This window comes from Chitinophaga caseinilytica, from assembly GCF_038396765.1.
Classification (GTDB): domain Bacteria; phylum Bacteroidota; class Bacteroidia; order Chitinophagales; family Chitinophagaceae; genus Chitinophaga; species Chitinophaga caseinilytica.
Genome location: NZ_CP150096.1, coordinates 1,254,133 through 1,280,074, shown reverse-complemented (window position 1 = coordinate 1,280,074; position 25,942 = coordinate 1,254,133). Strand labels below are relative to the sequence as shown.

Below are 25,942 nucleotides of genomic sequence, written 5' to 3'. Positions count from 1 at the left end.
ATGTTTAAATGCTTGGCAAAAAGAATATCTGGCAAATTTAATAGAATGCAAGTAAACCAAATGGTTAAAATATTCCAAAAAAATACATAGCTCCCGCCGTGCTTGCCGTACGCCAAAATTCAGTAAATTGTATGGATCAACATATCACTTGATATGTTGACTGATTTGTAGCCCCATATACGCCCAATTTGACATCAGCCGATTGAGAACCTTTCGCCGACGCGCAAGTAAAGAGATGCCATACATGAAACGTATCAGCAACCCCGTCATTTTCGTATTTGCGGCCGCCATCGTGTCTGTCGCCTGGTTTACCTGGAGCGCCTGGATGTCTGACGCGGCCTCGATGCGGATGAACGCACGGGTGAGACTGACCACCGAAAAAATTCGCCTGCTGGAGCAGGTGGCTTACCAGGCCCGCGCCCTCGAAGCCGCCGTTCGCGGCTATGTCATTACCGGAGACACGGGGTTTCTCGGCAGGGAAGACCTGTCTGAAGCCCGCCTTCGCGCCCCCATCCAAAGCCTCGCAGTACTCGCGGGCGATAATGCCCTCGAAGCAGCACAGGTAGACACGCTCCATAATCTCGTGTACGACCGCATCGTATTCTCCCAATACCTCGTGCGTACCGCACACGAATCATCCGTCATGGCCGGCGCCATGGTCCAGACGCGCCATCCCGTTGGCCCTGATCCCCTCACCCAGCTCACAGGGCGCATGCTCGTAGATCAATACGAACAGTTCAACGACCTCACCGGGCCCGCCTGGTACGACCGCCTGCCTTTCGTGCTTGCCCTCAGCGGCGGCATCGGCGCGGTGATCGTTCTCGGCGCAGGGCTCATGGGCGTGATCCGCAACGTCCGCAAAGCCGGCCTCGCCGAAAACAAGCTCCGCGAAAACGAAGAAAGATACCGCCTCCTCATCGAAGACGCCGGCGTTACCCTCTTCACCTCCAACCGCGGCGGATTCTTCACCTACGTCAACAGCAAAGCCAAAGAGCTCACCGGATACGAGCCGCATGAGCTTGTCGGAAAACAATACATCGACCTGCTCGACGCTTCAGAGCACAAACGCCTCCGCAAATTCTACGAGCAACAGGCGTTCGACGGCAACCGCGAATCCACCGTCCGCTTCCAGATCCGCCGCAAAAACGGGGAACGGAGATGGGTAGAGCAGCACGTAGTGTTGCTGCGGAAAAACGGCCTGTTCAGCGGATATCAATGTATCGTCAAAGACATCACCGCCGAAAAAACGAAGGAAGTTGAGCTCATCCGCGCGCAGAAAGAAATGGAAACGCTCCATGAAAGGTTCGAATCCGTTCTCTTCAACACGCCGAACATCATTTTCATTAAAGACACCCTGGGCCGGTATGTGCTCGTCAACAAACGCTTCGAGTCCACTTTCGGCCTCACGCCGGAGCAGGTCATCGGCCGCACAGACCGCGATTTCCCCGAAAAGCTGAACGCGGAAACCAGTGCCGAAACAGACAGGAGAGTATTGCTGGAAGAAAAGATGATGGAAGTGGAAGATACGCTCGACATCGAAGGGGAAACCCGGTATTTCCACATCGCCAAATTCCCCATCCGCGACCCGCAGGGGCGGGTATACGGACTTTGCGGAGTGGCTACAGACATCACCCAGCGCATCGCCCGCGAACATGAACTGATGGCTTCGAGAAAGAAAGCGGAAACGGCGCATAGCCGCATGGAGCACTTCATGGCCAACATGAGCCACGAACTGCGCACGCCGCTGAACGGGATCATCGGTTTCACCAACCTGCTGGAAAACCATACGCTCAACAACGAACAGCAGGATTACCTGCAGGATATCAAAGGATCAGCGGGGAACCTGCTGGTGCTCGTGAATTCGCTGCTGGATTTTTCCAGTATCCGCGCCGGAAAAATGCACCTGGAAAAAGCTGCTTTCGACCCCGCGGGCCTTATCCGGCAAACGCTCGACCGTTATGGCGACCGCGCCACCGAAAAAGGGCTGCGGCTGGAATGCGAAATGGAAGACGATCTCAGGGCCCCGCTGCTGGGAGACCCTACCCGCCTCCAGCAAATCCTCCACAACCTGATCGACAATGCCATCAAATTCACCCACCAGGGCGGCGTAACCCTCGCCGTGAGCTCCGCCCCGCTCGAAAACCGGAAGGTTTCTCTCCGGTTCTCCGTTTCAGATACGGGGATCGGCATCCCGGAAGAAATGCGCGGCAAGGTAGGACAGGTATTTACACAACTCGACGTAGGCGATGTCCGCAAATACGGCGGGATCGGCCTGGGGCTTGCGCTCACCCGCGAGCTCATTGCGTTGCACAATGGCACCCTCGATGTGCAGGGCAATCCCGGCGGCGGTACCCGCATCGAATTTTCCATCCCCTACCAGCTCGATGTGCCGGAAACCATCGCCGATACGCCTTTGCCCGACGCCGTGTTGCTGCCGCTTTCGGGAAAACTCATCCTGCTGGCGGAAGACAGCCTGCTGAATCAGAAACTGGCCATCAAAACCCTGAACGGCGCCGGCGCCACGGTAGACCTTGCCGAAAACGGCGCAGAGGCGGTGCGCATGTATGTCGAAAAACCCTACGACTGCATCCTCATGGATATTCAAATGCCTGAAATGGACGGATTGGAAGCCACGCGCATCATCCGCGAAGCCGGTTCCGCCATCCCCATCATCGCATTTACGGCCTGCGCCCTCAAGGGCGACCGCGAACGTTGCCTGCTGGCGGGGATGAACGAATACGTCTCCAAACCGTTCGTGCCCAAAGAGCTTTTCCAGCGGGTGCTCGAAGCCATCGGCGAACGGTTCCCCGACACCGCGCCTTTCGTGACCGATGCCTGGGAAGAGGCGCCCGACGAGATCAAGATCGATCTGCGGCACCTGAAAAGCGTTGCGGAAAATGACCGGGAATATTTGCTGGAAGTGCTGAAATCGTTCATGCAGAACACCGGGCCCATGTTTCACCGGTTGCTGGCGGCTACGTCGGGCGGGGATTGGGTCCATGCGGCAAGGTTGGCCAAAGTGCTGTACGCCAGCCTGATGATCGTGCGGATACATCCGCTTTCCTATAACATCGTGCAGATCCGGCAAAAGCTGGAGGCCAATGCGGAGCCGCTCACCATCCTGTCAGACATTCACCTCGCCATTAAACATTACAAGCAATCGCTGGTGTTGCTGGAAGAGGAGATCCGGAAGCTCAGGCCTTCGGGAGCCTGAACCAGAAGTAGCTGCCTTTGCCGGGCTCGCTTTCCACCCCGATCTGCCCGCCCTGCGCCTCGATGAATTCCCGGGCGATGGCGAGCCCCAGGCCCGTGCCTTTCCCTCCGTCGGCTTCGGGCACGCGGAAAAACCGTTCGAAAATTTTTTCGCGGAAACTGGCGTCGATCCCTTTTCCCTGGTCGCGGACGCCGAACAGCCACATCTTTCCTTCATCCGTTACCGTTAGCTCCACCGCGCTTTGGGGCGGAGAATAGCGGATGGCGTTGGTCAGGAGATTGACGAGCACCCAGGCGCTTTTTTCCGCATCGGCCAGCACGGGCGCCGCGGCGGCGGGGATTTCTGTATGGATATCCACTTCCTTTCCCGATGCCTGCCGGGCCACGGTTTCGAGGGCGTAGCGAAGGATGTCTGCCGGAGGAACGGCTTGTACCTGCAGCGCGATGTTCCCGCTTTCCACCTTCGAAAAATCCAGTAATTCACTCACCATACGGATCATCCGGCGATTGTCTTCCCGGATACTGTCTACCAGCTCCCGCTGATCCCCGGAAAGCGGGCCGGTACGCTCGTCGTCGAGCAGTTTGAGGCTGAGATCGGTGGCCGCGAGCGGGGTTTTCAGTTCGTGGGATATGGTAGCGATGAAATGCGTTTTGGCGAGGTCCTGCTCCTTGAACGCCGTGATGTTGCGCAGGGTGATGATGTGGCCGATGATTTCGCGGTTATGGACGATGTCGGCGGATTCCCGCAGGAAGAAGTTTTCTTTTCCTTCGGTGACGATCTTGATGGGGGCGGGATTTTTTTCGTGGATGAGATACCGGAGGAGATCGTTCCGGCGGGCGGCTTCATTTGCGTCTTTGCCGACGAGCGCGGATTCGGGGAGGTTGAGCAATTGGAGGGCTTCCGCGTTAGCGAAGAGGATGATGTTTTTATTGTCGAGGCCGATGGCGGCGTCTTTCAGGCTGCCGATCACCGCTTCCGCCCGCTGTTTTTCGAACAGGATGCGCGCCAGGTTGCTGTGCTCGTATTCATCCAGTTTGCGGGCCATGCTGTTGAAAGCTTCGGCCAGTTCGCCGAACTCGTCGCCGGAGCTGAAATGCAGCCGCTGTTCGTATTTCCGGTCGGCGATCTGCCGGATCCCTTCCGTCAGCTCGCGGATGGGGTTGGCGATGTATCCCGGGAAATTATAAACGAACACGATCCCTACCAAAAAGCACAATCCGCTCACCAGGGCGATGTACAACAGGGCTTTATCGGCCGTTTTGCGGGTTTTCTCCTGTTTGGACACGATGGCTTTCATGTTCACGTCCATGATCCCGGTCAAACTGGCCCTGATGGCGGGCAGCCGTGCAGAATCCCCGCGCTGGAAAGCTTCATAATCCTGCCGGAGCGCGTTCGTATAGCGGGCTTCACCCGGTTCCGTCACGTTTTTTCCTGCCGCAGGAGCGCATCGCCGAATTGCCAACGGGCGGAATCGCTGCCCGTCCAGTTTTCCACGACCCGCAGCATGATGCCGGCATATTCCACGGATTCGTAGTTGTCTTCCAGGATCGCCGCGGCGGCGCGGTTCACTTTGTTCAGGGAATAATAACCCATCACGCCGACCAGCAGCAGCATGGCGAACAGGAAAAGCACGCCGGCGGAAATTTTCGTTTTTAGCCTCAGCCTTGTCATGACAGGATCACCAGGTCGGTTTCGTGAGCGGATAATGTTTTCAACAGTTGATTAAAGATATTGGTTCTCAGCAATATCCCGAAAAGGGTGATGTGCGGTTTTCCGATGCAAACGGTGGTGATTTCTTTCTGCGCCGCCGTTTCCATGATCGCCTCGGCCACGTTGGCGTGCTGTACCTGCAGCACTTCCGCACCCAGTTCCGTCGCCAGTTTGAGGTTGTTGATCAGGTGCCGTTGCGCGGCGAGGTTGATGCGGCCCGTGCTTTCTTTCGGCGTTTGCACATAGAGCGCGTACCATTCTCCCTGGTAATAAGCCGCCAGCCGCGCGGTTTTCCGGATGACCCGGCGCGCGGTTTCGTCGTTCGAGGAAACGCAGGCCAGGAACCGTTCGTGGCGCATCTGCCGGTTTTTCGGCACTTCGGCCACCACTTTCCTTTCTACCTGCGAAGCTACTTCTTTGAGCGCAAGCTCGCGGAGCTGGAGGATTTTTTCCGACTGGAAGAAATTTCGCAGCGCCGTATCCACTTTCCCGGGATCGTAAATTTTCCCTTCTTTCAGCCGGGTGATGAGCTCGTCGGCCGTGAGATCGATGTTGACGACTTCGTCTGCCAGTTGCAGCATGCTGTCGGGCACCCGCTCGTGGACTTCCACGCCGGTAATGGCTTTCACCTGGGCGTTGATGCTTTCCATGTGCTGGATGTTGACGGCGGAAATGACGTTGATCCCCGCGCGGAGGATCTCCATCACATCCTGCCACCGCTTTTCGTTGCGCGAGCCGGGGATGTTGGAATGGGCGAGCTCGTCCACCACCACCCATTCGGGGGAAAGGAGCAAAATGGCGCCCAGGTCCATTTCATCCATCAGCTTTCCCTTGTAAAAATTCTGCCGCCGGGGGATGACGGGCAGCCCGGCCACGAGGGCCTCCGTTTCCTTACGGCCGTGCGTCTCGATATAGCCGATCTGGACATTGACGCCGTTGCGCAACAGGGCATGCGCTTCCTGCAACATGCGGTACGACTTCCCCACACCGGCGCTCATGCCGATGTATATCTTGAATTTGCCTCGTCCCGGGTTGCCGGGGTGCTGGATTTGTCGTGCCATGATAAGGAGTGCGGAGCCCCGCGGGGCCCCGCCTGAATTTTAGAATGAAAACGCCAGCGAAGTGGCGATGGAAAAATTCTCTTTCCGTGGCTGTTCGCCTTTGAGGAAGATATCGTCTTTGCTATTGTACAATTTCCCTTCCAGCCGGAACATCACCTGGCTCACGGGGCTCACGTCGAGGTTGAGCGAATAACCGCTGGTGCGGAAGCCGTTGGGCGTTCCCGTGGCGATGATCACGCCGTCTGCATCGTTGTAATATTCATAACGGCCGGCCATGGCGATCTTGTCGGTGAATGCGTACCTGGCGATGAGGATGGGCGCGAACCAGGCGTTCATCCCGTCCACATCTTTTCCTTTTTTCTCCGCGCCGATATCGAGCCCGGCTATGAGGCTCAGTTTACCGGTGAGGGCGAATGTTCCGTAAAGGTCGCTGAAATAGCGCATCTGGCGAACGGAATCGGGTTTGTCGTTCCCGATGAACGTGCTCCAGTTGAGGGTTACCTTTCCGGTGGGCTTATATGTGATCTGCGAGCCGAAACCGGGTGTCTGGTTGGCGTCCGGCCGTTTGATCCTTTGCCAGCCGTTGAGGTACATGGCGGCGAAGTACCATTTATCGTTGGGCGTCCAGCTGATTTTGGCGCCGGCTTCGTAATACGGGGAATTCTCTGCCATGAGGCTCCGCGTCAGCGTGAAATTGTCTTTCCCGATGGCGCTTTCGAACCCGATGTGCGACGGCAGGATGCCCGCATCCACCCACAAACCTTTCCCGATCCTTACACCGGCATTGGCTTCGTAAATGTGGCGGACCAGCTCCTGTTCCGACGCCATGTTGTATTGGGCGTATGTGCCGGCCATGATGGCCACGTTCCCGCGTACCCGATCTGCCGAATAGTTAGCTTTCAGCATGGCGAGATTGATATTCAATTCATTATGCCGGGCATGGTTATACAGGAAACCCGGCCGTGAATGATCTTCCGGCTTGTTGAAATCGAAAACGTAATACGCTTCGGCATAGCCGGAAATCGTGAGTTTCGGTTCTGTCTTTTCAGGCAACTGTTGCGCAGTCGCCTGCATGCAGGCCATTGCGGCAGCTGCGATCATTGAAATCTTCTTCATGTGATGTGTGATGGAAAAAATGTTGACGGGAAGACCTTCCCATGCGCCCGCCAGCCATGAACGGCTACGCGGCGCGCAACGGGACGGCAGGGTTTTCAGAGGCATAGGCTGAGGATTATCGTGTTTCATCCAAAGCTAAATTTAATTTGAGAATATTCACCGTCGCCGGACCGAACATTCCAGCCAGCGGCCCTTTCGTATTCGCTTTCACGAGGTCGCGGAGTTTTTGTTCGGGGATGTTGCGCAGCTTGGCGATGCGGGGCACCTGTACCAGCGCGCCTTCCGGGGAAAGGTGGGGATCGAGGCCGCTGCCGGAGGCCGTTACCAGTTCTGCCGGGATCTCAGACCGCTTCACGCCCGGGTTGTGGACGAGGAAGGTATCTATCCGGTCTTCCACGATTTTCAGGTAATCGGGGTTAGACGGCCCTTTGTTCGACCCGCCCGATCCCGCGGCATTGTACCCCACGGCGCTCGGCCGTGTCTGGAAATAGTTGTCGCCGGTGAATTGCTGGCCCACGTTGGCGTATCCTACCACCAGGCCGTTCCTTTCCACCTTCACCCCGTCACCCTTTCCGGGCGCCATTTTAGCGATACCGGCTACGAAGAGGGGATAGATGCCGGCGGTCAGGAGCACCAGTACAATGGTCAGTTTCAGCGCCGGGAAAAAATATCGTTTCATGATTGTTTCAGTTTAAAAGAATAAAGCAACTACCATATCGATCAGCTTGATGCCGATGAAAGGCACCACCACGCCGCCGAGCCCGTAAATGAGGAGGTTCCTCCGCAACAGGGCGCTGGCGCCGATGGGTTTGTACGCCACACCGCGCAATGCGAGCGGAATGAGAAGGGGGATGATGATGGCGTTGAAGATCACCGCGCTGAGGATCGCCGTTTCCGGACTGTGCAACTGCATGATATTGATGCCTTGCAGCGCGGGGATCGACACGATGAACAGCGCCGGCACGATGGCGAAATACTTGGCCACGTCGTTGGCGATGGAAAAGGTAGTGAGCGTTCCGCGCGTCATGAGCAACTGCTTCCCGATTTCCACGATCTCGATGAGCTTCGTGGGGTCGTTGTCGAGGTCTACCATGTTACCGGCTTCCTTCGCCGCCTGCGTGCCGCTGTTCATGGCCACGCCCACATCGGCCTGCGCCAGGGCGGGCGCGTCGTTCGTACCGTCTCCCATCATTGCCACGAGCCGGCCTTCCTGCTGCTCTTTGCGGATGTAGGTCATCTTGTCTTCGGGCTTGGCTTCGGCGATGAAATCGTCTACACCTGCCTTATCGGCGATGTATTTGGCCGTGAGCGGGTTGTCGCCCGTCACCATCACCGTTTTCACGCCCATCCGGCGAAGCCTTTCAAAACGCTCGCTGATGCCGGGTTTGATGATATCCTGCAGTTCGATGACGCCGGTCACTTTATCATTGACGGCCACTACCAGCGGTGTTCCGCCGTTCCCGGAAATCTTCCTTACCATTTCGGCCGTATCAGCCGGAAAATCGTTCCCGGCTTTGGTGCTGAGGTTGCGGATGGCGTCGAACGCACCTTTCCGGATGCGGGTGCCGTCGCTCATATTGATGCCGCTGCTGCGGGTTTCCGCGGTAAACGGCACCATTTGCGAACCGTTGAGGCTCAACCGCGACGATACGTCTTTCCCCGCCAGTTCCACGATCGATTTCCCTTCCGGCGTTTCATCGGCCAGCGAGCCGAGCACGCTGTACCGGATGAATTCACCGGCGTCGTACCCATTTGAAGGGTGGAATTGCGTGGCTTTGCGGTTGCCGATGGTGATGGTACCGGTTTTGTCGAGCAGCAGCACGTCTACGTCTCCGGCCGTTTCCACGGCTTTCCCGGATTTGGTGATGACGTTGGCGCGAAGTGCGCGGTCCATCCCCGCGATGCCGATGGCCGACAGCAATCCGCCGATGGTAGTGGGTATTAGGCAAACGAACAATGAGATGAAGGCCGCGATGGTAATGGGCGTTTGTGCATAATCCGCGAAAGGCTTCAGCGTTACGCAGACGATGACGAACACCAGCGTGAAACTCGCCAGCAGAATGGTCAGTGCGATCTCGTTGGGCGTTTTCTGCCGCGAGGCGCCTTCCACCAGCGCGATCATTTTATCGAGGAAAGATTCCCCCGCGCCCGCGCTCACCCGCACCACGATCCGGTCGCTCAGCACTTTGGTGCCGCCCACCACGGAGCTTTTGTCTCCGCCCGCTTCGCGGATCACGGGGGCGCTTTCGCCGGTGATAGCCGATTCGTCGATACTCGCCAGGCCTTTCACGATCTCACCGTCTGCGGGGATCACGTCGCCGGGCTCGCAGAGGAACAGGTCGCCTTTATGGAGTTGCGAGCTGGGCACTACTTTCACTTCGTCCGTAAATATTTCGCCGACGGCGAGGATTTTCTTGGCCGGGGTGTCTTCCCGGGTCTTGCGCAGGCTTTCGGCCTGCGCCTTGCCGCGTGCTTCGGCGATGGCTTCGGCGAAGTTGCCGAAAAGCACGGTGAGCAGCAGCACGAGGAACACGGTCAGGTTGTACCCGAACGATCCCTGCGAGCTGTCGTGGCTGAACGCGGTATACAACGTAACCACGAGCATGACCATCGTTCCGAGCTCCACGGTGAACATCACCGGGTTGCGGATGAGGAGGCGCGGATTCAGTTTCACGAACGATTGCGCCAGGGCTTCCTTCACCAGTGCTGCCGGGAACAGTGTATTGTCTTTCGTTTTCATTTTTTTCAGCGTTTGCGTGCGTTAGTACAGGGAGAAATATTCCGCGATGGGGCCGAGCGCCAGAGCGGGGAAGAAAGCCAGGGCGGCGATGATGACGATCACGGCGAAGGTCATGATGCCGAAAGTGGCGGTGTCTGTCCGCAGCGTACCGGCCGATTCGGGGACGTGCTTCTTCGAAGCCAGGAGCCCCGCTATCGCTACCGGCCCAATAATCGGCAGGAACCTGGAGAGGATCAGCACAAAGCCGGTGCTCACGTTCCAGAAAATGTTATTGTCTGTCAGCCCTTCGAATCCCGAGCCGTTGTTGGCCGCGGAAGAGGTGTATTCGTACAGCATTTCCGAGAAGCCATGGTACCCGGGGTTGTTCAGCCATGCGCCCGGCTGCGTGGCCCATCCCGCGCCCCATCCGTGTGCGATGGCGAAGGAGGAAAGCGCCGTGCCGGCGAGGATGAGGAAAGGATGGAGGAGCGCCACCAGCGCGGCGATCTTCACTTCCCGCGCTTCCACTTTATGCCCCATGAATTCGGGCGTGCGGCCCACCATGAGGCCGGAGATGAACACGGCGATGATGATGAAGATGAAATAGTTGAGAATCCCCACACCGCAACCGCCGTAGAAACAGTTGGTCATCATGGCGATGAGCTGCATCATACCCGTGGCAGGCATGGTACTATCATGGAAACCGTTCACCGAGCCGGTGGAAATGATGGTGGTGATGGTGCTCCAATACGCCGTGGCGGTAGGCCCGAACCGGACTTCCTTCCCTTCCATGGCGCCCGTGGCCTGAACGATCCCCATTTTCGCGATGCCGGGGTTGCCGCCCACTTCAGAGATAATGGTGGGGATCATGAGCGCCAGCATACCGGCCGTCATGACGCCGAAGATGACGTAGGCGAATTTCTTCCGCTGGATGAAAAACCCGAGCGCAAAGATCATTGCGATGGGGATGATCACCTGCGCGATGGCCTCGGTCATGTTCGTCAGGTAATCCGGGTTTTCGAGCGGGTGGATGCTGTTGGCGCCGAAATATCCGCCGCCGTTGGTGCCCAGGTGCTTGATGGCGATCATGCCGGCCGCGGGCCCGCGGGACACCTGTACCGTATCGCCCTGCACCGTTACGATCGTGTCTTTACCCGCAAAACTGGCCGGTGTTCCGCGAAACGCCAGGATGCCGGCGATCACGAGGCAGATCGGGAGCAGCAGGCGGGTAGTGGTTTTCAGGAGATGGTCCCAGAAGTTGCCCAACTGCGTGGTCGTTTTCTGGCGCAGCGCCTTGAACAGGGCGATCAGCGCCGCAATGCCCGTGGCCGCGCTCACGAACTGCAGGAACGTGATCACGAACAGCTGCGTGAAATACGTCAGCCCCGATTCCCCGGAATAGTGCTGCAGGTTACAGTTCACCAGGAAGCTGATGGCGGTGTTGAACGCCAGGTCGGACGTTTGGCCCGCGTTATGATCTGGGTTGAGGGGCAATTTGTCCTGGAAGATCAGGAGGAAAAATGCGTAAACGAACCAGAGCATGTTGATGGTCAACAATGCCTTCAGGTGCTGTTTCCAGTTCATTTCCTCCTTCGGATCGATACCGCAGAAACGGAAAATCCCCCGTTCCAGCGGCGCCATAAAGTCCAGCAGCGTCCGCTGTCCGCCGAAAACCTTCGCGATGTAACGGCCCAGCGGAATGGCGATGAGGAGCGTAATGGCATAAGTGGCGATAATGCCCAATAATTCGGTGTTCATGTCTGGATGGATTTCAGAATTTTTCCGGCTTCAGCAACACGTACACCATGTAGCAGAAAACCAGCAGGGATAAAATGAAAAGTGCGTTCATCATTTGTTCGCGTTTTTAAATCTTGTCGAAATAATCTACCGATGCGAAAAACAGCCAGAAGCATACGAGCCCGGCGAGCAAAAGGAGCAGGATCAGCATTGTGAATTATTTAAGATGAATTGGCGACGCGCGTTTTGCAGCGACGCGGGCAGGAGGGTTTTCACCGGCGCGTTCAGCAGCGGCGAAAGCCCGAACAGGAATACCGACTCGATGGCGTCGCGCAATTGGCGGCTGCCGTTCTTGTACAGCACGCCGGCCATGGAAAAGCATTTCCGGATTTCGGGCAATGCACCTGTGCGGATCATTTTCCGCGTATACGCCGTAAAAGCCTGGATAACTTTGGCTGGTGCGCCGCCGGGGGCCGCTTCGGTGCGGAGGCCGGGGATCTGTTGCGCCAGCAGGAGATGGATTTTAGCATCCGGTAACATGATAGGTGATTTTGCCATCCTAAAGCCAGCGGAATGCCATTCCTTTCAAATCCACTATAAACGCATCATTATCAATGAAATAAAAAACCGGCATGTCTTTTCAGACGTGCCGGCACCATGCAAAAACGGAAGGGTTGTTTGCAAAAACGGTAGGTCAGCGGATGTTGTATTCCTTGATTTTATTGTACAAAGTGGTGAGCCCGATCTGGAGCATCTCGGCCGCGCGGGTCTTGTTCCCGTTCACCGCCTGCAGCACCCGGGTAATGTGTTTCTTTTCCATATCGGCCAGGCTCAGCGGGGCGGGACCGTCGTTTTCCGGATGGGTGAATTCCAGCGGCAGCACGTCGATGTCCAGCTCGTTCCCATCTGCCAGGATCACCGCTCTTTCAATGACGTTCCTCAGTTCCCGGATGTTGCCGCGCCAGTGGTGGTTTTCCAGCGCCTGGCGGAAGGCTGCCGTCATACCCGTGATGCGCTTGGCGTTTTTGGGGGCCAGCTGCGCGAGGAAATGATCGGCGAGCAATGGCACATCCTGCCGGCGCTCGTTCAATGCGGGCAGTTGTATCATGAAGGCAGACAGTCTATAATAAAGGTCCGCGCGGAAAGTGCCTTTTTCGGCTTCCTTTTCCAGGTCGCGGTTGGTGGCGGCGAGGATGCGGATGTTCACTTTCAGGGGCTTTGAGTCGCCCACTTTATAGAATTCCCGCGTTTCCAGCACGCGGAGCAATTTGGCTTGCAGGTCGAGCGCCATTTCACCGATCTCGTCGAGGAAAATGGTGCCGTTGTTGGCTTCTTCGAGGAAGCCTTTCTTGTCTTTCACCGCACCGGTAAACGCGCCGGCTTTATGGCCGAACAGTTCGCTTTCGAGGATTTCCTTCCCGAAGGCGCTGCAGTTCACCGCCACGAACGGCTGGCCGGAACGGGCGCTGGCGCGGTGGATGGCCTGTGCGAACACTTCCTTCCCCGAGCCCGTTTCCCCGAGCAGCAACACCGTAGCATCGGTAGCCGCCACTTTGCGGGCGAGGTTCACCGCCTCGAGGATGCGTGGCGATTGACCGATCACCTGGCTGAAATCATGTTTGCCACCCAGCTTTTCTTCCAGGGAGCGCACACGGAACTGGAGGCGCGCCTTGTCCATCGCTTTGCTCACCAGCGGGAGAATGCGGTTGTTGTCGTCGCCTTTCGTGAGATAATCGAACGCCCCGTTCTTGATCGCCTGCACGCCGTCGGCGATGTTGCCATAGGCCGTGAGCACGAGGATTTCCGTATCGGGATGGGAGGATTTCAATTGCCGGGTCAGCTCAACACCATTGGCATCGGGGAGTTTCACGTCGGAAAGGATGACGTGGACCTCCGATTTTTCGAGCAGTTTGTGGGCCGACCGTGCGTCTGGCGCTTCCAAAACCGTATAGCCTTCCAGCGTGAGAAGGCGGGCGAGGAGTTTCCGGAGTTGCGCTTCATCGTCGATGATGAGGATCGTGCCTTGGGTCATGGGAGCAAATGTAGCGCAAAAAAACCGGGACAGACAAATGTCCGTTCCCGGTTCGTTCCCGTTGATGCTATACTTTTCGCCTTATCCGGCGTTCTCCGTTTTCTGGTCTCTTTTCACGGCGATGGCCCCTATCAGGGTGCCGAGAACGCCCAATGTAACGTTGGCGAACAGGATATTTCCGACCATGAAAACCCAGAACCCCTGCCGCGTTTGCACACTGTATTCATTGATGCGCGCCTCTTCGTTGGAAACGTTCAGCGTGGCCGGATCGGTAGGCACGGTCACGAGATGGAAAAGCACCGTCACCGTGGCGATCATGATCGTAGCGAGCACCGTGGTAATGATGCCCGATACCGCCAGCTGGTACAGCGACGCTCCGCCGCCCAGCGCACTATTGGCGTGAATGACCGCCAGCATAACGCCGATGAAAATTACGCCGTTGATGATGTAACCGGTCCACAGATCGGTGAACCAGTGCGTGAGGTAAAAAATCCCGGCCAGCGCAATGCAGACCGCCGTGATGATGAAGCTGTATACCCAAACCAGCCTGAGAATGGAATGTTCGGCTCTTGCCATGGGACTGCGGATTTGGTGAACAATGGCCGTTTCCGGCATTTACAACCATTTTCATCCAATTGGCATGCCATTACAAGGGGAATTGATCGTGAGAATATCATAAAATCCTCATCCACAGCTGTTTTTCATTATTCTCCGGCTACTTTCAGAATGGCTTTCAGGTCGTTTTTCGCAGTGAGGATACCCGCCCACAGATCGCCCTTTTTGTCCAGCCTTTTCCCGATGTTGCCCATGTGAAAATCTTCCATCTTCAATTTCTTTGTCACTTCCTTCCACTCCAGCGGCGCAGAAACGGTAGCGCCCGGCTTCGGCCGCACGGAATATGCCGAAGCGATGGTTTGTCCCCGGCGGTTTTGCAGGAAATCGATGTACACCTTCTTCATCCGTTTTGACTTGGTGCGCTCCACGCTCGTGGTTTCCGGCAACATCGCGTTCACTTCCTGCGCCAGGTATTCCGCGAACAGTTTGCAGGTATCGAAATCGTGCTTCGCACCGGTCGGGATACAGATATGCATGCCGCGCGAACCGGAGGTTTTGACGAAAGAATGGATGTTGCGTGATTCGAGCAGCTTCCGCACCGCGAGCGCCGTTTCCACCACATGCACGAATCCGATATCGTTGGGATCGAGGTCGATGACGATGTAATCCGGATGGTCGGGTTTCTTCAATCTCGACAGCCAGGGATTGATCTCGATGCAGCCCAGGTTTACCATCCAGGCCAGCGTGGCTTCGTTGTTGCAAACGAGATAATCGATCTCCCGGTCCGAAGACTCCGACCAAATCTGCGCGGTTTTCAACCACGACGGCACCGTTTTCAGATCGAGGTCTTTCTGGTAAAAACTCGGCCCGGCGATGCCGTTGGGAAAGCGGTTCAGGCTCAGCGGACGGTCTTTCAAATGCGGCAGGATCACGTCTGCCACCGATAGATAATAATCCACCAGTTGTCCTTTCGTGATCTTTTCCTTCGGCCAGTAAATTTTCTGCTGATTGGTGAGCGACACGGTTTTCCCGTTCAGCTTGATTTCCCGGTCGTTTTCCGGAGCTGTTTTCGCTGTGGAGGCTTTCTTCGCGGTTGCTTTCATATCGGCAGGTTTTGACGCCGGCGCGTGCCGCGGGGTTTCGCGGACAACGGATTTGGCGGGCTTATCGTCGCGCAGGGCGATGAATATGGGTTGACGCAAATGCCCGTCGTTGGTCCATTCCGAAAACTTGACTTCGCAGACCAGCTGCGGTTTCAGCCAGGTGACGGGCATATTCGTTTTGATTTTTTCTTTGAAGGGTGATGTGCTGGTCACCAGGGGCTGGAGCCGGGCGTGCATGTCTTTGAGCCCGGCGTCGTTGAATCCGCCGCCGCAGTGGCCGATGTATTGGAGCGATCCGTTGTCGTACACACCAAGGATGAGCGCGCCGATGTTTTTGCGGCTGCCGCGGGGCGCGGTGAATCCGCAAATGATGGCTTCCTGGCGGTTGAGCACTTTCACTTTGAGCCAGTTGAGGGAGCGGGCGCCTGCTGCGTAGGTGCTTTCGCCGTTTTTGGCGATCACGCCTTCCCAACCGGCTTTTTTCGCTTTTTCGAAATGCTGGATACCTTTCCCTTCCACGTGCCCGGAGAATATCACGGCGGGATCGTTTAGCTGGTCTACGATTTGCCGAAGGAGCGCTTTCCTTTCCAACAGGGTTAGTTCTTCCAGCGGATGGCCATCGAGGTAAAGGAGGTCGAAAACGGCGTAAGTGAGGTTCCCTTTGCGGGTGGTTTTGAAATGCTGCAACGCCTGAAAATCCGATTTGTCGCGTGTGCTGCGGATGATCACCTCCCCATCGAGCACTACGTTGTGGGGAATCCGCTCCACAGCTTTCACGATCGGATCATATACTTTATTGAAAGACAACTTGTTGCGGGAATACAATTCCGCTTTCCCGTTCTTCACATTGGCAATGGCGCGATAACCGTCCCACTTGTTCTCGAAAATCCAGCCGGGGCGGTCGAAGGGCGCGTCTACGAGTGTGGCGAGCATGGGTTTGTAGAATTCCTTCATCGGCTCACCTTCCGCGACTTTTTTTACCGGTGGATGAAGTTTCCTTTGTCGCCGACTTTTTCGGCGACGCAGATTTCTTTGCAGCGGCTTTCGATGGAGCCGCTTTCTTTGCCGATGCCGTTTTCAAAGCGGCAGATTTCTTTACCGCCGCTTTCTTCGGCGAAGCTTGTTTTGATGCGGAAGCCTTTTTCGGAGATGCGGCCTTCTTCGCTTTAGCTTCGGGTTTCGTGTTATGCGGCCCCTTCATTTTCGCGATCACCGTTTTGGGCGTGTGTTCTTCACTGTCGTACGCGTCATGAACGGCGTATTTATCATTGTGCTTGATGAGCAGCCAGGCGTTCTCCTCGCGCCCGCCCCGCATCTTCACCAGCGCAAATTCGCCTTTCAGTTTCTTTCCATGTAAGATCACTTTCAAACTGCCCGATTTCCATTCTTTCAGTGCTTCTTTGTCGAACGGTTGACCGTTGGGCTCGAGGAGCTCGTACGTCCCCTTATCCCAGATGTACACGTATCCCGCACCGTAATTCCCGGGCGGGATTTCGCCCTGGAAATCCTTGTAGTCGAACGGATGATCTTCCACTTCCATAGCCAGGCGCTTGTCTGCCGGGTTCAGCGACGGCCCTTTCGGTACCGCCCAGCTTTTCAGCACGCCGTCCATTTCGAGGCGGAAGTCGTAATGCAGGCGCGTGGCGTGATGCCGCTGTATGACGAAGATGTGGTCTTTTCCCGGGGCTTTGCCGGACTTTGGTTCGCTCGTCTTTTTGAAATCCCGTTTCTGGTTATATTTCGTCAGGCTCATGATACGCGTTTTTTAGTGCCCAGGCTGGCTTTCAGCTGTTCGAAAAGATCGGTGCCTTTTGTGGTGGCCACTTTCATTTTCTTCACCACCGCCCGTTTACCGGCTGCTTTCGCTTTGATGATGCGGAGGAGCTCTTCGCGGTAAGTGTCTTTATAAGCGCTGATATCGAAGGTTTCGGAATAGCTTTCTACCAGTTTCACGGCCATGTCCAGCTCTTTTTTCGGGATGGTCGTAGAATCGGGGAGCTTCAGTTCGTCCGGCTCCCGGACTTCCTCCGCGAACCGCAGCCGGTGGAGCATGAGATAGTCGCCGTTGGCGCGCACCACGGCGAGGTGCTCCTGCGTCCGCAGCACAAACAGCGCTACCCCTACTTTACGGGTCTTTTCCAGGGTTTTCAACAACAATTGGTATGCTTTGCCGCCGCCTTTATCGGGCTCTATGAAGTAGGCCGTCTCGAAATACACGGCATCTATTTCATCCGTTCCGGCAAATGACGATATTTCGATGATTTTGCTCTTTTTCGGGCTCGCATCTTCGTAGTCATGTTCGTCAAGTACTATGTATTTGTCGTTGTAATTGTATGCTTTGACGATGTTTTCCCAGGCCACTTCCTTTCCTGTTTTCTCGTTGATGCGTTGAAAACGGATGCGGGAATGGTCTTTTTTGTCCAGCATATCCAGATCCAGCCGGCTTTCCTGGATGGCGCTGTAAAGCTTTACCGGGATGTTAACGAGGCCGAAGCCGATGCTGCCTGTCCATATGGCTCTCATGTGGAAACGGTTTAGTGTATTCCTGTACAACAATCATTATACCATGGTAGTTGCAAAGAAAAGCCGTTCCGGGAGCGGAACGGCCTTGTTTCTTCATATGCATAACTATCGGGGGAATTTGCTATAAGTGATTTTATCGCTTCATGCATCGTGTGCCAACAATCAGGCCATTTTTTGCGGCCCGTGGCATGTGATTTGGATTTCTAACTGTAATCAAACATGACTTTTATGGAAAACCTGAGAACAGATAAACCCGGCGAAATGAACACCCTGTCGCAAGTAATGGCCAAACTGCACTCGAAAGGCTATGATATTGAGTTCAAACTGAGCGACCATGGCCGGATGCAGCCCACGGAAGGCGACGAGATCTACAACCCAGACGATCTTCTCATCATCAAAACCTACCGTTTCGAGGGGGAATCCGACCCGTCCGACAATTCGGTATTGTACCTGATGGAAGATAAAAACGGCAAAAAAGGGTACGTGCTCGACGCTTACGGGGCTTATACCTCGCACGATGAGGCGGGATTCGACGAATTCCTGCAGAAGATACCGGTTGAAGATCGGGAAGAACAACTGATCTTCGGCGGACTGTGATGCATGAACTACATGTAAACGAGAGCGGCGGCGCCTTTCAGGGGCGTCGCCGTTTTTGTGTATGATGATCTTTGAGGATTTTCAACAGTAGTTTTTCGTCCACATTTTGCCCCTGGTATTTCCCCAATCCGCCGCTTTCGTAAAGGTCGGTGAGGGCGGGGTGGACGTAGTATTTCTTACACACTGCGCGGGTATTCCCCAGTTTCCGGGCCACCTGGTCCAGCACCTCCACGATTGTACGTTTGCATTCCGCGGCCGACTGTCCGGTTTCACATGCCGCCAGGAGGTGCAGGGCTTCGAGGGTGCCGGCCCAGGTGCGGAAGTCTTTACAGGTAAAATCCTCACCGGTGGCACTTTTCAGGTAATCGTTGAGCGCGCCGGAATCGAGGCTTTTCACTTCGCCGTTTTCGTAATACTGGAAAAGTTCCTGCCCGGGGATGTCGCGTACTTTTCGCAGGAGCCGCGCCAGCGCCGCGTGCCGAAGCTCTATCTGCTGTTCCACGCCTTTCTTCCCTTTGAACCGGAATAGTGCGGAATGGCCGTTGAACCGGACATGCTTATTCCGCAAAGTAGTAAGGCCGTAGGATTGGTATTTCTTTTCGTATTCCGCGTTGCCCACCCGCATGAGGGTTTCTTCCATGACGCGCATGGCGATGGCGCATACACGTGGGAGGTCGAGCGCTTTTCGCCGCAAATCCTTCGTCACCTGGCGCCTGAGCTTCGGGAGCTGTTTCCCGAATGCCAGCAGGCGGTAAAACTTCGTTTCATTGCGCACTTCCGCCCATCGCGTGTGGTAGCGGTATTGCCGGCGCCCCAGTGCATCGGTGCCCGTTGCCTGCAGGTGGCCGTTCGGGAAAGGGCAGATCCACACGTTTTCCCAGGCCGGCGGCAACACCAGCCCACGGATGCGGGCCAGCACGTCTTTGTCCGCCACGCGGCGGCCCTGGGCGTCGGTATAATAAAATCCACCGCGCATGCGGTGCCTCGTAATGCCCGCCATTCCCGGCTGAACGTAGCGGAGCCGGGCGGCCTGCGCCACGGCGGGCGCGTCAGCCGTTAACAATTTCTCCTCCATTGGGGTGCAAGATTTGTCCGGTCATATAATCGGCCTCCGCAGAAGCCAGGAACACGTAACAGCCCGCCACTTCCGCCGGTTCGCCGGCGCGTTTCAGCGGCACGTCCGACCCGAAATCGGCCACATGGTCTGCCGGGAACGTGGCGGGGATAAGCGGCGTCCAGATGGGGCCGGGCGCCACGCCGTTCACGCGGATGCCTTTTTCCGCCAGCATCGACGATAACGACCGCGTAAACGAAACGATCGCGCCTTTCGTAGCGGCATAGTCCACCAAATGCGCGCTGCCGCGGTAAGCCGTTACCGACGTGGTGTTGATGATGCATCCGCCGCGGGGTATGTGCGGCAATGCGAAGCGCGTGAGATAAAAATGCGGGAATATATTGACGGAGAACGTTCTCAACAGTTGATCCGTCGTGATGTCCGTGAATTTTTTCTGCGGGAATTGCACGGCGGCGTTGTTGACGAGGATATCGATGCGCCCGAATTTCTTCACGGTTTGCCGCACCACTTTTTCGCAATGCCTTTCGCGGCTCAGGTCTCCGGGGATCAGCATAACTTCCCGCCCGCGGTCTTTCACGCCAAGGGCGGTGGTATTGGCATCTTCGGTTTCGTCGAGGTAGGCGATCGCCACATGTGCGCCCTGTGCGGCGAAAGCCAGCGCCACGGCGCGCCCGATGCCGCTGTCGCCCCCCGTGATGAGGGCGATCTTGTCCTGGAGCCGGCCGGCCGGTTGCGATCGCGGTTGGGCCTGGGGCAGGGGTTTCATCCTGTGTTCGGCGCCGGGCTGGCGGCGTTGGTGCTGGGGCGGGCGCAGGGGCTTTTTCTTGCTCGATTTCTGCATATCCGGGATGTTGGGTCAAAAAAAGCTGCTGCAAATGGATGCAGCAGCCTTGTTCCCGACGGCGTATCAGTCTTCCGCCATCGCTTCCTCGTTCACTTTCGATTCTGCGATCTGGGTGAGGAGGGAATCCGTTTCCTTTTCTTCGTCCAGCGTTCGTTCCAGTAAGTTAGCGGCATCCGTGTGGCCCATGCGGGTGGCCAGCGTGCGCAAACTGCCGTACGTGGCGATCTCGTAATGTTCTACTTTCTGTGCGGCGATGATGAGCCCGGCGTCGAGCACGGAACCTGCATCTTCTTCGCTGATCAGTTCCTGCGCTTCGGCCACCAGGCCTTCCATGGCTTCACATTTTTTGGCCGTGGGTTTCATCCCCAGGATCTCAAAAATGTCTTCGAGGCGGCTGACGTGGCCTTTGGTAGCTTCGAGGTGATCGGCGAATGCGTCTACCAATTCTGCTGTGGATGCTGCTTTCTGCATTTTGGGCAATGCTTTTACGAGGTGTTTCTCGGCCCAGTAGATGTCTTTCAATTCGTCCACAAACAATTGATGGAAAGGCGAAGCTTCCATATCGCCGTTGCGGGATGCGGGTTTGCGTGCCGGCGTGGATTTTTTCATGGAGCCGTTGCTCCGGCCGTTGGCGCTTGCGGAAGCCGGCTTCTTACCGGTTGTTTTGGTGTTCTTTGTTGCCATAATGCGTTCGTTTTTTCAGGTTTATTTGTTAGGAAACGGAAAGCGGTCGCGCTTGTCGATGATGCTATCGTTTTCGATTTTGCGTTCGCCGACGATGTCTGGTGATTGTTCCTGGACATCGTTATTTTCTTCACTTTCCGGAATATCGGGTGTAGGGTTTTCCCTTCCTTTCTCGGGTTTATCCTGCCGGGGTCCCTGTTCGGGCTCGGATTGGGGATCGCTGGGTTTGCGATCGATTTCCCGCTTGGGGATTTCCTTCGGGATGTCCGGGTTTTGCTTGGCGGGTTCCTGCCCTTGTCCGGGTTTGGGTTGACCGCCCCCCTGGCCCCTGTTTTCGTCTGGCGGCTGAATGCCTGGCGATGCGGGGTTCGGGCGTGGGTTTTTATCGGTTTCGTTTGTCATGGCTGGAGGATTTTAAGGTTTGACACGTTCTTTATGATACTCGTCCAAACGGCATTCCAAGACGAAGGCACATGATTTGCGGAACAGGGAAGCAACAACAATATCATGCGCCACTGTAACGCTTTCGGTGGCGGGCAGACGGGGATGGAATGCGGGGGTTTTCGTACTTTGGGGTAGGAATGGCGGGTAAACGGACGACTTTGCGGAGGAAGCCTTGTAGAAGGGAGTTTTCAGTATGTAGAAAAACTTGCACATCCAAAACCGGCATCCATAAACAGTTTGAAGGAAATGCACATCAGCATACATAAGAAGATCAGGGTGGGATTTTTCATCGCTTTTACGGCCATCGTCGGCGCCAGCGTCGTGTCTTACCTCATCGCGAAAAACCTCCAGCACAACGCCTCCCGCCTGCAGCACGCGGTGGAAGTCTCCAAGCGCCTGGAGCTCATTTCCCGCCATTTGAAAGACGCAGAGTCCGCGATCCGCGGCTACAACATCACCCATCAGCAGGAATTCCTCCGCCCCAGCATGGAAGAACGAAGCGTCAAGATCGAAAGCGAATACCGCAAACTCCGCCGGATCATCGACGATCCCCCCCAACAAAAAAACCTCGACACCCTCAAAGTCCTCCTCGACGTTAAATACGGCCAGCTGCTCGCCGGCGCCAGGGATCCCCGCATCGCCTCCGTGAAGGAAGGGGAATTGTCCATGGACCGCATCGACCGCAAAATGCAGGACATGATCGCCATCGAAGAAGCCCAGCTTACCGAGAAATCGCGGCTGTTCACCTTCTTCTCCAACCTCTGGATCCCCGCCGTGTTCATCATTTCCCTCATCGCCATTTTAATCGGTATATATTCCTACGTTACCCTCAACCGCGAATTCCGCCTCCAGCTCCACATCGAATCCAGGATGCGGAGCTACCAGCGGGAACTCCAGGAAAACATCAACCTGCTCAATAAATCGAACCAGGAGCTCGAACAGTTCGCCTACGTGGCGTCGCATGATTTGCAGGAACCCCTGCGCAAAATCTCCACGTTTTCCGACCGGCTGCTCCTCAAATACCGGGAAGATATTCCTCCCGAAGCCGGCCAGCTGGTAGACCGTATGGTATCTGCCGTAGGCCGCATGCGCGTGCTCATCAACGATCTGCTCATCTTCTCCCGCGCCGGCCGCATCACGCCAGACACGATCGCAGCCGTAGACCTCAACGAACTGCTGCGCGACGTGCTCGGCGATCTCGAAGCGCCCCTGCAGGAAAAGAAAGGCACCGTTTCCACCGACAAACTTCCGGCGGTGGAAGGCTCAGACACGGGGCTGCACCAGCTTTTCCAGAATATCCTGTCCAACAGCATCAAATTCGCCTCGCCCGACCGCCCGCTGGAAATCCGCATCACCGGCGAAACGCTCACCGGCGCGGAAGCCCGCGTTCCCAGCGAAAAACGGGCGCAGGAAAAATACCTCCGCATCCGCGTGCAAGACAACGGCATCGGGTTCGACCCCGCTTACGCAGACCGCATCTTCCTCATTTTCCAGCGGTTGCACGGCGTGAGCGAATACAAAGGCACCGGCATCGGTCTCGCCATCTGTAAAAAAATCACCGACGCCCACCAGGGCTTTATTTCCGCCGAAGGCGAACCCGGAAAAGGCGCCGCATTCATCATCACCCTCCCGCTCCGGCAATTGCGGGAAGACTGATTTTGAGCATGTTTCTTGCTTGAAAACAGGAATACACATTCAGCACTATGAAAGATAAACGTAAACGCATCCTGATGATCGACGACGATGAAGACGATTTCTTCCTCGTCAACACCGTATTGCAGGATGTGGCGCCCGACCAGTACGAGTTAACCTGGGCCCCTACCTATGACAGAGCCCTTGAAGCCATCGGGCGGCGCGAACATGAACTGTACCTCGTCGATTACCGGCTGGGCATGCACACGGGGATCGATATCCTCCGCCATTTCCAGTCTATCGGGTACGAAGCCCCCGTGATCATGCTCACCGGCAAAGGCGATTACGCCATCGATAATGAAGCGATGATCGCCGGGGCAACCGACTACCTCGTGAAAGGCGATATCACCGGCCCCGACCTGGAACGCGCCATCCGTTACGGCATCTCCGAATTCAAGCACCTGCGCGCCATTGCGGAAAACGAGCGCAAATATTTCGGCATCTTCGAAAAAAGCCACGACATCATCATCCTGGCCGATTGCAACATGAATATCATCGATGCCAATCCCAACGCCAGTAAAAAAACGAATTACTCGCGCGAAGAACTGCTGACCATGAACATGGACAAGCTCTTCTTCCTCGAAACCGAAGCCAAACGCTTCTTCGAAGAAATCTGTACGGACGACGCCATCGTGCAGAAAGAATTCACCTTCCGCGACAAATCCGGGAAAAAGATCGCCGTGCTCGTCAACGCCAGCAAGCTCGACGAGCAGCTGGGCACTTTCCTTTGCGTGGCGGAAGACATCACCGACAAAAAACGCGAAGAACAGGAAAAACGGCAACAGGAAAAGTTCGTGATCTCGGGCCGAATTGCCCGGGTGATCGCACATGAAGTACGTAACCCGCTCACTAACATCATATTAGCGGTTGGGCAATTCAGGGAGAAGATTCGACCGACCCCGAAGACACCACGCTCTACCTCGACATCATCGAGCGCAACTGCACGCGCATCAACCAACTCGTGACCGAACTGCTGCAATCTACCCGCATGATGGAGCTTCATCTCCAGGAACATGACCTGAACGATCTCATCCACAGCTCGCTGGCCCTGGCTACAGACCGCCTGCAGCTCAACGGCATCAGGCTGGAAGAATATTATGCGGAGGAGAAAATTATGCTGACGGTGGATGACGAAAAGATCCGCATCGCACTGCTGAACATTCTCATCAACGCCATCGAAGCCATGATGCCGGGAAAAGGCGTGCTCACTGTGAACACGTACGCAGAAGGGAAATCCGCCATTATCCGTATCCAGGATAATGGAACAGGCATTCCGGAAGAGAACAAATCGCGCCTGTTCGACCCGTTCTTCACCTCAAAAACGAAAGGCACGGGGCTGGGGCTCACATCCACCCAAAACATCATCATCAATCACAAAGGCCACATCCAGGTGGAAAGCACTATCGGGGAAGGCACTACGTTCATCATCACGTTGCCGGCCAATTAGGTGTTTACCATTTTTTGAAGAAGGTGGTATCGCCTTTGGCGTTGATTTCCGCATAAGTGCTGCTGAAACCCCGCATCCAACGCGCCTTGTAGATCTTCGCGCCGGGGATGCGCAGGATGGTGTTGCCTTGCAGGTCGGTCACCTCGTCTGTCCACCATTGCTCTTTCGGAACGGTGACGATGGCCGGATAATCTTCTCCCCTTCCGAAAAGCTCTTGATGTTGCGGGTGATTTTGCTATCGACCGGGTGGAAGGAATTGTCTTTGGTGTGGAATTCCAGCAGCGTATCCACCGTTGTTACGTAGAAAACGCCGGTGCGGGAGCCATAGCTCATGTCGTGTGCGCCTTTTCCGGGGATGGTTGCCGCGTTGGCGATATGCACTTCTGCCACACCATTCCGCTTTCCTTTCCGGAACAGGCAGATCCAGATCTGGTCCCTTCCGGCGATGTAAAAGCTGTCCTGGTAAAAATTGACGGAATGTGCGTCGGGAGCGATGATGGATTTGCGGGGCCGCCTGGGCGCGTAGGCTTTAGTGGTATCGTACCGGAAAACGGTATATTGATCCCCGGTGCTGGAGGCCACTACAACGGTATTGAAGGGGGCGATGTCGATGGAATGGGGATTGCCGCCTACGGAGTCGTACCACAAAGTTTTGGCGTCTTTCAGGCGGATGATGGCGGCGCCGCCGCCGGAGGCGCACATGAGGATGTACCTCAGATCGCGCGAGGCTTTTACTTCACTGGGGTTGCGGAACCATTTGCGGTGGTGCTCCGGGATATCGGCCGCCCGCCATTCGCGGATCAGCTCGCCGGAAGGCAGATTCATGAGGAGGATGCGATGCTCCGCCTGGTCGGTTACCAACATCGGCATGGAATAAGCTTTAATAGCCATGGTCAGGAATAACAGGATGGGATTCATGTCCTGAATTAATGCAAAAAGCGGGACAAATGGAAATACTTATCTCCATTCTACCCGCTTTTTATCTGGTGGGGCGCGGAAAAACTATGCCGCCCTGCCCCGGATGATATTGATCAGGATGGCGATAATGGCCAACACAAGCAAAGCATGGATGAGGCCACCGGCGGAATACACGAAGAATCCCAGCAACCAGCCGATGATCAGGATCACCGCAATGAGATACAGTAAGGAATTCATATCTGGATTGTTTTTGGTTCATGATAAATCATGTAAAATTCATGCCAGTGGTCGCTTCAGCCGTAGGTTTCCCATCCACCGGAAATATTCGCCCCAACCGATGTGGACACACTTCCACCAACAGGGGCGCCGCTTCGCCAAAGCAACCTCCATCCCCGCACAAAACCGGCATGGCAGCTTTTTTGGGCAGTATGGTATGGAACCATATCATTACATCACCCATAAAAAAGCATA

26 protein-coding genes are annotated in these 25,942 nt (G+C 55.9%); 5 read left to right on the top strand and 21 right to left on the bottom strand.

Annotated features, from left to right (window positions below):
• The first annotated feature begins 244 nt into the window (after positions 1 to 244).
• The gene (locus WJU22_RS05545) at positions 245 to 3,214 is read left to right on the top strand and encodes a PAS domain S-box protein (RefSeq protein ID WP_341842266.1); all 2,970 of its coding nucleotides are present in this window, start codon (positions 245 to 247) and stop codon (positions 3,212 to 3,214) included.
• Here the strand turns inward: WJU22_RS05545 and WJU22_RS05540 are convergent.
• From WJU22_RS05540 to WJU22_RS05480, 14 genes are all read right to left on the bottom strand, one after another.
• Entirely contained in the window at positions 3,195 to 4,637 is a 1,443-nt protein-coding gene (locus WJU22_RS05540; RefSeq protein ID WP_341842265.1) for a sensor histidine kinase, read from the bottom strand. The genes WJU22_RS05545 and WJU22_RS05540 overlap by 20 nt on opposite strands.
• Positions 4,634 to 4,846, bottom strand: coding sequence for a hypothetical protein (locus tag WJU22_RS05535; protein WP_341842264.1), 213 nt, complete (start codon positions 4,844 to 4,846; stop codon positions 4,634 to 4,636). The genes WJU22_RS05540 and WJU22_RS05535 overlap by 4 nt, the downstream gene beginning before the upstream one ends.
• A 35-nt stretch (positions 4,847 to 4,881) precedes the next feature.
• Complete coding sequence (locus tag WJU22_RS05530) at positions 4,882 to 5,985, bottom strand: sensor protein KdpD (RefSeq protein WP_341842263.1); 1,104 nt, start codon at positions 5,983 to 5,985, stop codon at positions 4,882 to 4,884.
• 39 nt (positions 5,986 to 6,024) lie between these two features.
• Positions 6,025 to 7,101, bottom strand: coding sequence for a porin (locus WJU22_RS05525; protein WP_341842262.1), 1,077 nt, complete (start codon positions 7,099 to 7,101; stop codon positions 6,025 to 6,027).
• 115 nt (positions 7,102 to 7,216) lie between these two features.
• Entirely contained in the window at positions 7,217 to 7,780 is a 564-nt protein-coding gene (locus WJU22_RS05520; RefSeq protein WP_341842261.1) for a K(+)-transporting ATPase subunit C, read from the bottom strand.
• Positions 7,781 to 7,792: 12 nt separating this feature from the next.
• Positions 7,793 to 9,841 (bottom strand): potassium-transporting ATPase subunit KdpB, encoded by a 2,049-nt coding sequence (gene kdpB, locus WJU22_RS05515; RefSeq protein WP_341842260.1) that lies wholly within the window; start codon positions 9,839 to 9,841, stop codon positions 7,793 to 7,795.
• 21 nt (positions 9,842 to 9,862) lie between these two features.
• A complete protein-coding gene (kdpA, locus tag WJU22_RS05510) occupies positions 9,863 to 11,578 on the bottom strand; it encodes a potassium-transporting ATPase subunit KdpA (protein ID WP_341842259.1) in 1,716 nt (571 codons plus the stop codon).
• Between the two features lie 13 nt (positions 11,579 to 11,591).
• On the bottom strand, positions 11,592 to 11,669 hold the full coding sequence (locus WJU22_RS27245) for a potassium-transporting ATPase subunit F (RefSeq protein WP_425165453.1): 78 nt from the start codon (positions 11,667 to 11,669) through the stop codon (positions 11,592 to 11,594).
• 92 nt (positions 11,670 to 11,761) lie between these two features.
• The gene (locus WJU22_RS05505) at positions 11,762 to 12,097 is read right to left on the bottom strand and encodes a DUF7674 family protein (RefSeq protein WP_341842258.1); all 336 of its coding nucleotides are present in this window, start codon (positions 12,095 to 12,097) and stop codon (positions 11,762 to 11,764) included.
• A 154-nt stretch (positions 12,098 to 12,251) separates the two neighbouring features.
• Complete coding sequence (locus tag WJU22_RS05500; RefSeq protein ID WP_341842257.1) at positions 12,252 to 13,589, bottom strand: sigma-54 dependent transcriptional regulator; 1,338 nt, start codon at positions 13,587 to 13,589, stop codon at positions 12,252 to 12,254.
• Positions 13,590 to 13,670: 81 nt separating this feature from the next.
• Positions 13,671 to 14,165 carry a hypothetical protein gene (locus tag WJU22_RS05495; protein WP_341842256.1) on the bottom strand — a complete coding sequence of 165 codons (495 nt, stop codon included), beginning with the start codon at positions 14,163 to 14,165 and terminating at the stop codon, positions 13,671 to 13,673.
• A 128-nt stretch (positions 14,166 to 14,293) separates the two neighbouring features.
• Entirely contained in the window at positions 14,294 to 16,201 is a 1,908-nt protein-coding gene (gene ligD, locus WJU22_RS05490; protein ID WP_341842255.1) for a DNA ligase D, read from the bottom strand.
• 4 nt (positions 16,202 to 16,205) lie between these two features.
• Positions 16,206 to 17,000 carry a DNA polymerase ligase N-terminal domain-containing protein gene (locus tag WJU22_RS05485; protein ID WP_341842254.1) on the bottom strand — a complete coding sequence of 265 codons (795 nt, stop codon included), beginning with the start codon at positions 16,998 to 17,000 and terminating at the stop codon, positions 16,206 to 16,208.
• Complete coding sequence (locus WJU22_RS05480; RefSeq protein ID WP_341842253.1) at positions 16,997 to 17,770, bottom strand: Ku protein; 774 nt, start codon at positions 17,768 to 17,770, stop codon at positions 16,997 to 16,999. Before WJU22_RS05480 ends, WJU22_RS05485 begins: the two co-directional genes overlap by 4 nt.
• 228 nt (positions 17,771 to 17,998) lie before the next feature.
• Between WJU22_RS05480 and WJU22_RS05475 the strand changes: the two genes are divergently transcribed.
• On the top strand, positions 17,999 to 18,367 hold the full coding sequence (locus WJU22_RS05475; protein WP_341842252.1) for a hypothetical protein: 369 nt from the start codon (positions 17,999 to 18,001) through the stop codon (positions 18,365 to 18,367).
• Positions 18,368 to 18,404: 37 nt separating this feature from the next.
• Here the strand turns inward: WJU22_RS05475 and WJU22_RS05470 are convergent, their stop codons facing one another.
• The 4 genes from WJU22_RS05470 to WJU22_RS05455 form a co-directional block, all read right to left on the bottom strand.
• The gene (locus WJU22_RS05470; protein WP_341842251.1) at positions 18,405 to 19,442 is read right to left on the bottom strand and encodes a DNA topoisomerase IB; all 1,038 of its coding nucleotides are present in this window, start codon (positions 19,440 to 19,442) and stop codon (positions 18,405 to 18,407) included.
• Complete coding sequence (locus WJU22_RS05465; RefSeq protein WP_341842250.1) at positions 19,417 to 20,283, bottom strand: SDR family oxidoreductase; 867 nt, start codon at positions 20,281 to 20,283, stop codon at positions 19,417 to 19,419. The genes WJU22_RS05470 and WJU22_RS05465 overlap by 26 nt, the downstream gene beginning before the upstream one ends.
• Positions 20,284 to 20,349: 66 nt before the next feature.
• Positions 20,350 to 20,970: a ferritin-like domain-containing protein gene (locus WJU22_RS05460; protein ID WP_341842249.1), complete on the bottom strand. Its 621-nt coding sequence runs from the start codon at positions 20,968 to 20,970 to the stop codon at positions 20,350 to 20,352.
• 21 nt (positions 20,971 to 20,991) lie between these two features.
• Positions 20,992 to 21,372 (bottom strand): hypothetical protein, encoded by a 381-nt coding sequence (locus tag WJU22_RS05455; RefSeq protein ID WP_341842248.1) that lies wholly within the window; start codon positions 21,370 to 21,372, stop codon positions 20,992 to 20,994.
• Between the two features lie 288 nt (positions 21,373 to 21,660).
• On the opposite strand from WJU22_RS05455, the gene WJU22_RS05450 reads away from it, so the two are divergent.
• From WJU22_RS05450 to WJU22_RS05440, 3 genes are read left to right on the top strand one after another with little or no spacing between them, the layout of a single operon-like run.
• Entirely contained in the window at positions 21,661 to 23,070 is a 1,410-nt protein-coding gene (locus WJU22_RS05450; RefSeq protein ID WP_341842247.1) for a sensor histidine kinase, read from the top strand.
• Between the two features lie 47 nt (positions 23,071 to 23,117).
• A complete protein-coding gene (locus WJU22_RS05445; RefSeq protein ID WP_341842246.1) occupies positions 23,118 to 24,071 on the top strand; it encodes a PAS domain S-box protein in 954 nt (317 codons plus the stop codon).
• Entirely contained in the window at positions 24,068 to 24,553 is a 486-nt protein-coding gene (locus WJU22_RS05440; RefSeq protein ID WP_341842245.1) for a sensor histidine kinase, read from the top strand. Before WJU22_RS05445 ends, WJU22_RS05440 begins: the two co-directional genes overlap by 4 nt.
• A gap of 4 nt (positions 24,554 to 24,557) precedes the next feature.
• On the opposite strand, the gene WJU22_RS05435 is transcribed toward WJU22_RS05440, so the two are convergent.
• The 3 genes from WJU22_RS05435 to WJU22_RS05425 all read right to left on the bottom strand — a co-directional run bounded on the left by WJU22_RS05435 (position 24,558) and on the right by WJU22_RS05425 (position 25,708).
• Entirely contained in the window at positions 24,558 to 24,695 is a 138-nt protein-coding gene (locus WJU22_RS05435; protein WP_341842244.1) for a hypothetical protein, read from the bottom strand.
• Positions 24,692 to 25,471: a DUF6528 family protein gene (locus WJU22_RS05430; RefSeq protein WP_341842243.1), complete on the bottom strand. Its 780-nt coding sequence runs from the start codon at positions 25,469 to 25,471 to the stop codon at positions 24,692 to 24,694. Before WJU22_RS05430 ends, WJU22_RS05435 begins: the two co-directional genes overlap by 4 nt.
• Positions 25,472 to 25,555: 84 nt before the next feature.
• Positions 25,556 to 25,708 (bottom strand): lmo0937 family membrane protein, encoded by a 153-nt coding sequence (locus WJU22_RS05425; protein ID WP_109695608.1) that lies wholly within the window; start codon positions 25,706 to 25,708, stop codon positions 25,556 to 25,558.
• Positions 25,709 to 25,942: the final 234 nt, after the last annotated feature.

Coding starts and splice junctions, on each gene's coding strand:
- WJU22_RS05485 (WP_341842254.1), bottom strand. CDS start 17,000: ATGAGCCTGACGAAATATAACCAGAAACGGGATTTCAAAAAGACGAGC.
- WJU22_RS05425 (WP_109695608.1), bottom strand. CDS start 25,708: ATGAATTCCTTACTGTATCTCATTGCGGTGATCCTGATCATCGGCTGG.
- WJU22_RS05475 (WP_341842252.1), top strand. CDS start 17,999: ATGGAAAACCTGAGAACAGATAAACCCGGCGAAATGAACACCCTGTCG.
- WJU22_RS05430 (WP_341842243.1), bottom strand. CDS start 25,471: ATGAATCCCATCCTGTTATTCCTGACCATGGCTATTAAAGCTTATTCC.
- WJU22_RS05455 (WP_341842248.1), bottom strand. CDS start 21,372: ATGACAAACGAAACCGATAAAAACCCACGCCCGAACCCCGCATCGCCA.
- WJU22_RS05500 (WP_341842257.1), bottom strand. CDS start 13,589: ATGACCCAAGGCACGATCCTCATCATCGACGATGAAGCGCAACTCCGG.
- WJU22_RS05505 (WP_341842258.1), bottom strand. CDS start 12,097: ATGTTACCGGATGCTAAAATCCATCTCCTGCTGGCGCAACAGATCCCC.
- WJU22_RS05480 (WP_341842253.1), bottom strand. CDS start 17,770: ATGAGAGCCATATGGACAGGCAGCATCGGCTTCGGCCTCGTTAACATC.
- WJU22_RS05465 (WP_341842250.1), bottom strand. CDS start 20,283: ATGCAGAAATCGAGCAAGAAAAAGCCCCTGCGCCCGCCCCAGCACCAA.
- kdpB (WP_341842260.1), bottom strand. CDS start 9,841: ATGAAAACGAAAGACAATACACTGTTCCCGGCAGCACTGGTGAAGGAA.
- WJU22_RS05530 (WP_341842263.1), bottom strand. CDS start 5,985: ATGGCACGACAAATCCAGCACCCCGGCAACCCGGGACGAGGCAAATTC.
- WJU22_RS05470 (WP_341842251.1), bottom strand. CDS start 19,442: ATGGAGGAGAAATTGTTAACGGCTGACGCGCCCGCCGTGGCGCAGGCC.
- WJU22_RS05460 (WP_341842249.1), bottom strand. CDS start 20,970: ATGGCAACAAAGAACACCAAAACAACCGGTAAGAAGCCGGCTTCCGCA.
- WJU22_RS05495 (WP_341842256.1), bottom strand. CDS start 14,165: ATGGCAAGAGCCGAACATTCCATTCTCAGGCTGGTTTGGGTATACAGC.
- ligD (WP_341842255.1), bottom strand. CDS start 16,201: ATGAAGGAATTCTACAAACCCATGCTCGCCACACTCGTAGACGCGCCC.
- WJU22_RS27245 (WP_425165453.1), bottom strand. CDS start 11,669: ATGAACGCACTTTTCATTTTATCCCTGCTGGTTTTCTGCTACATGGTG.
- kdpA (WP_341842259.1), bottom strand. CDS start 11,578: ATGAACACCGAATTATTGGGCATTATCGCCACTTATGCCATTACGCTC.
- WJU22_RS05545 (WP_341842266.1), top strand. CDS start 245: ATGAAACGTATCAGCAACCCCGTCATTTTCGTATTTGCGGCCGCCATC.
- WJU22_RS05520 (WP_341842261.1), bottom strand. CDS start 7,780: ATGAAACGATATTTTTTCCCGGCGCTGAAACTGACCATTGTACTGGTG.
- WJU22_RS05450 (WP_341842247.1), top strand. CDS start 21,661: ATGCACATCAGCATACATAAGAAGATCAGGGTGGGATTTTTCATCGCT.
- WJU22_RS05525 (WP_341842262.1), bottom strand. CDS start 7,101: ATGAAGAAGATTTCAATGATCGCAGCTGCCGCAATGGCCTGCATGCAG.
- WJU22_RS05445 (WP_341842246.1), top strand. CDS start 23,118: ATGAAAGATAAACGTAAACGCATCCTGATGATCGACGACGATGAAGAC.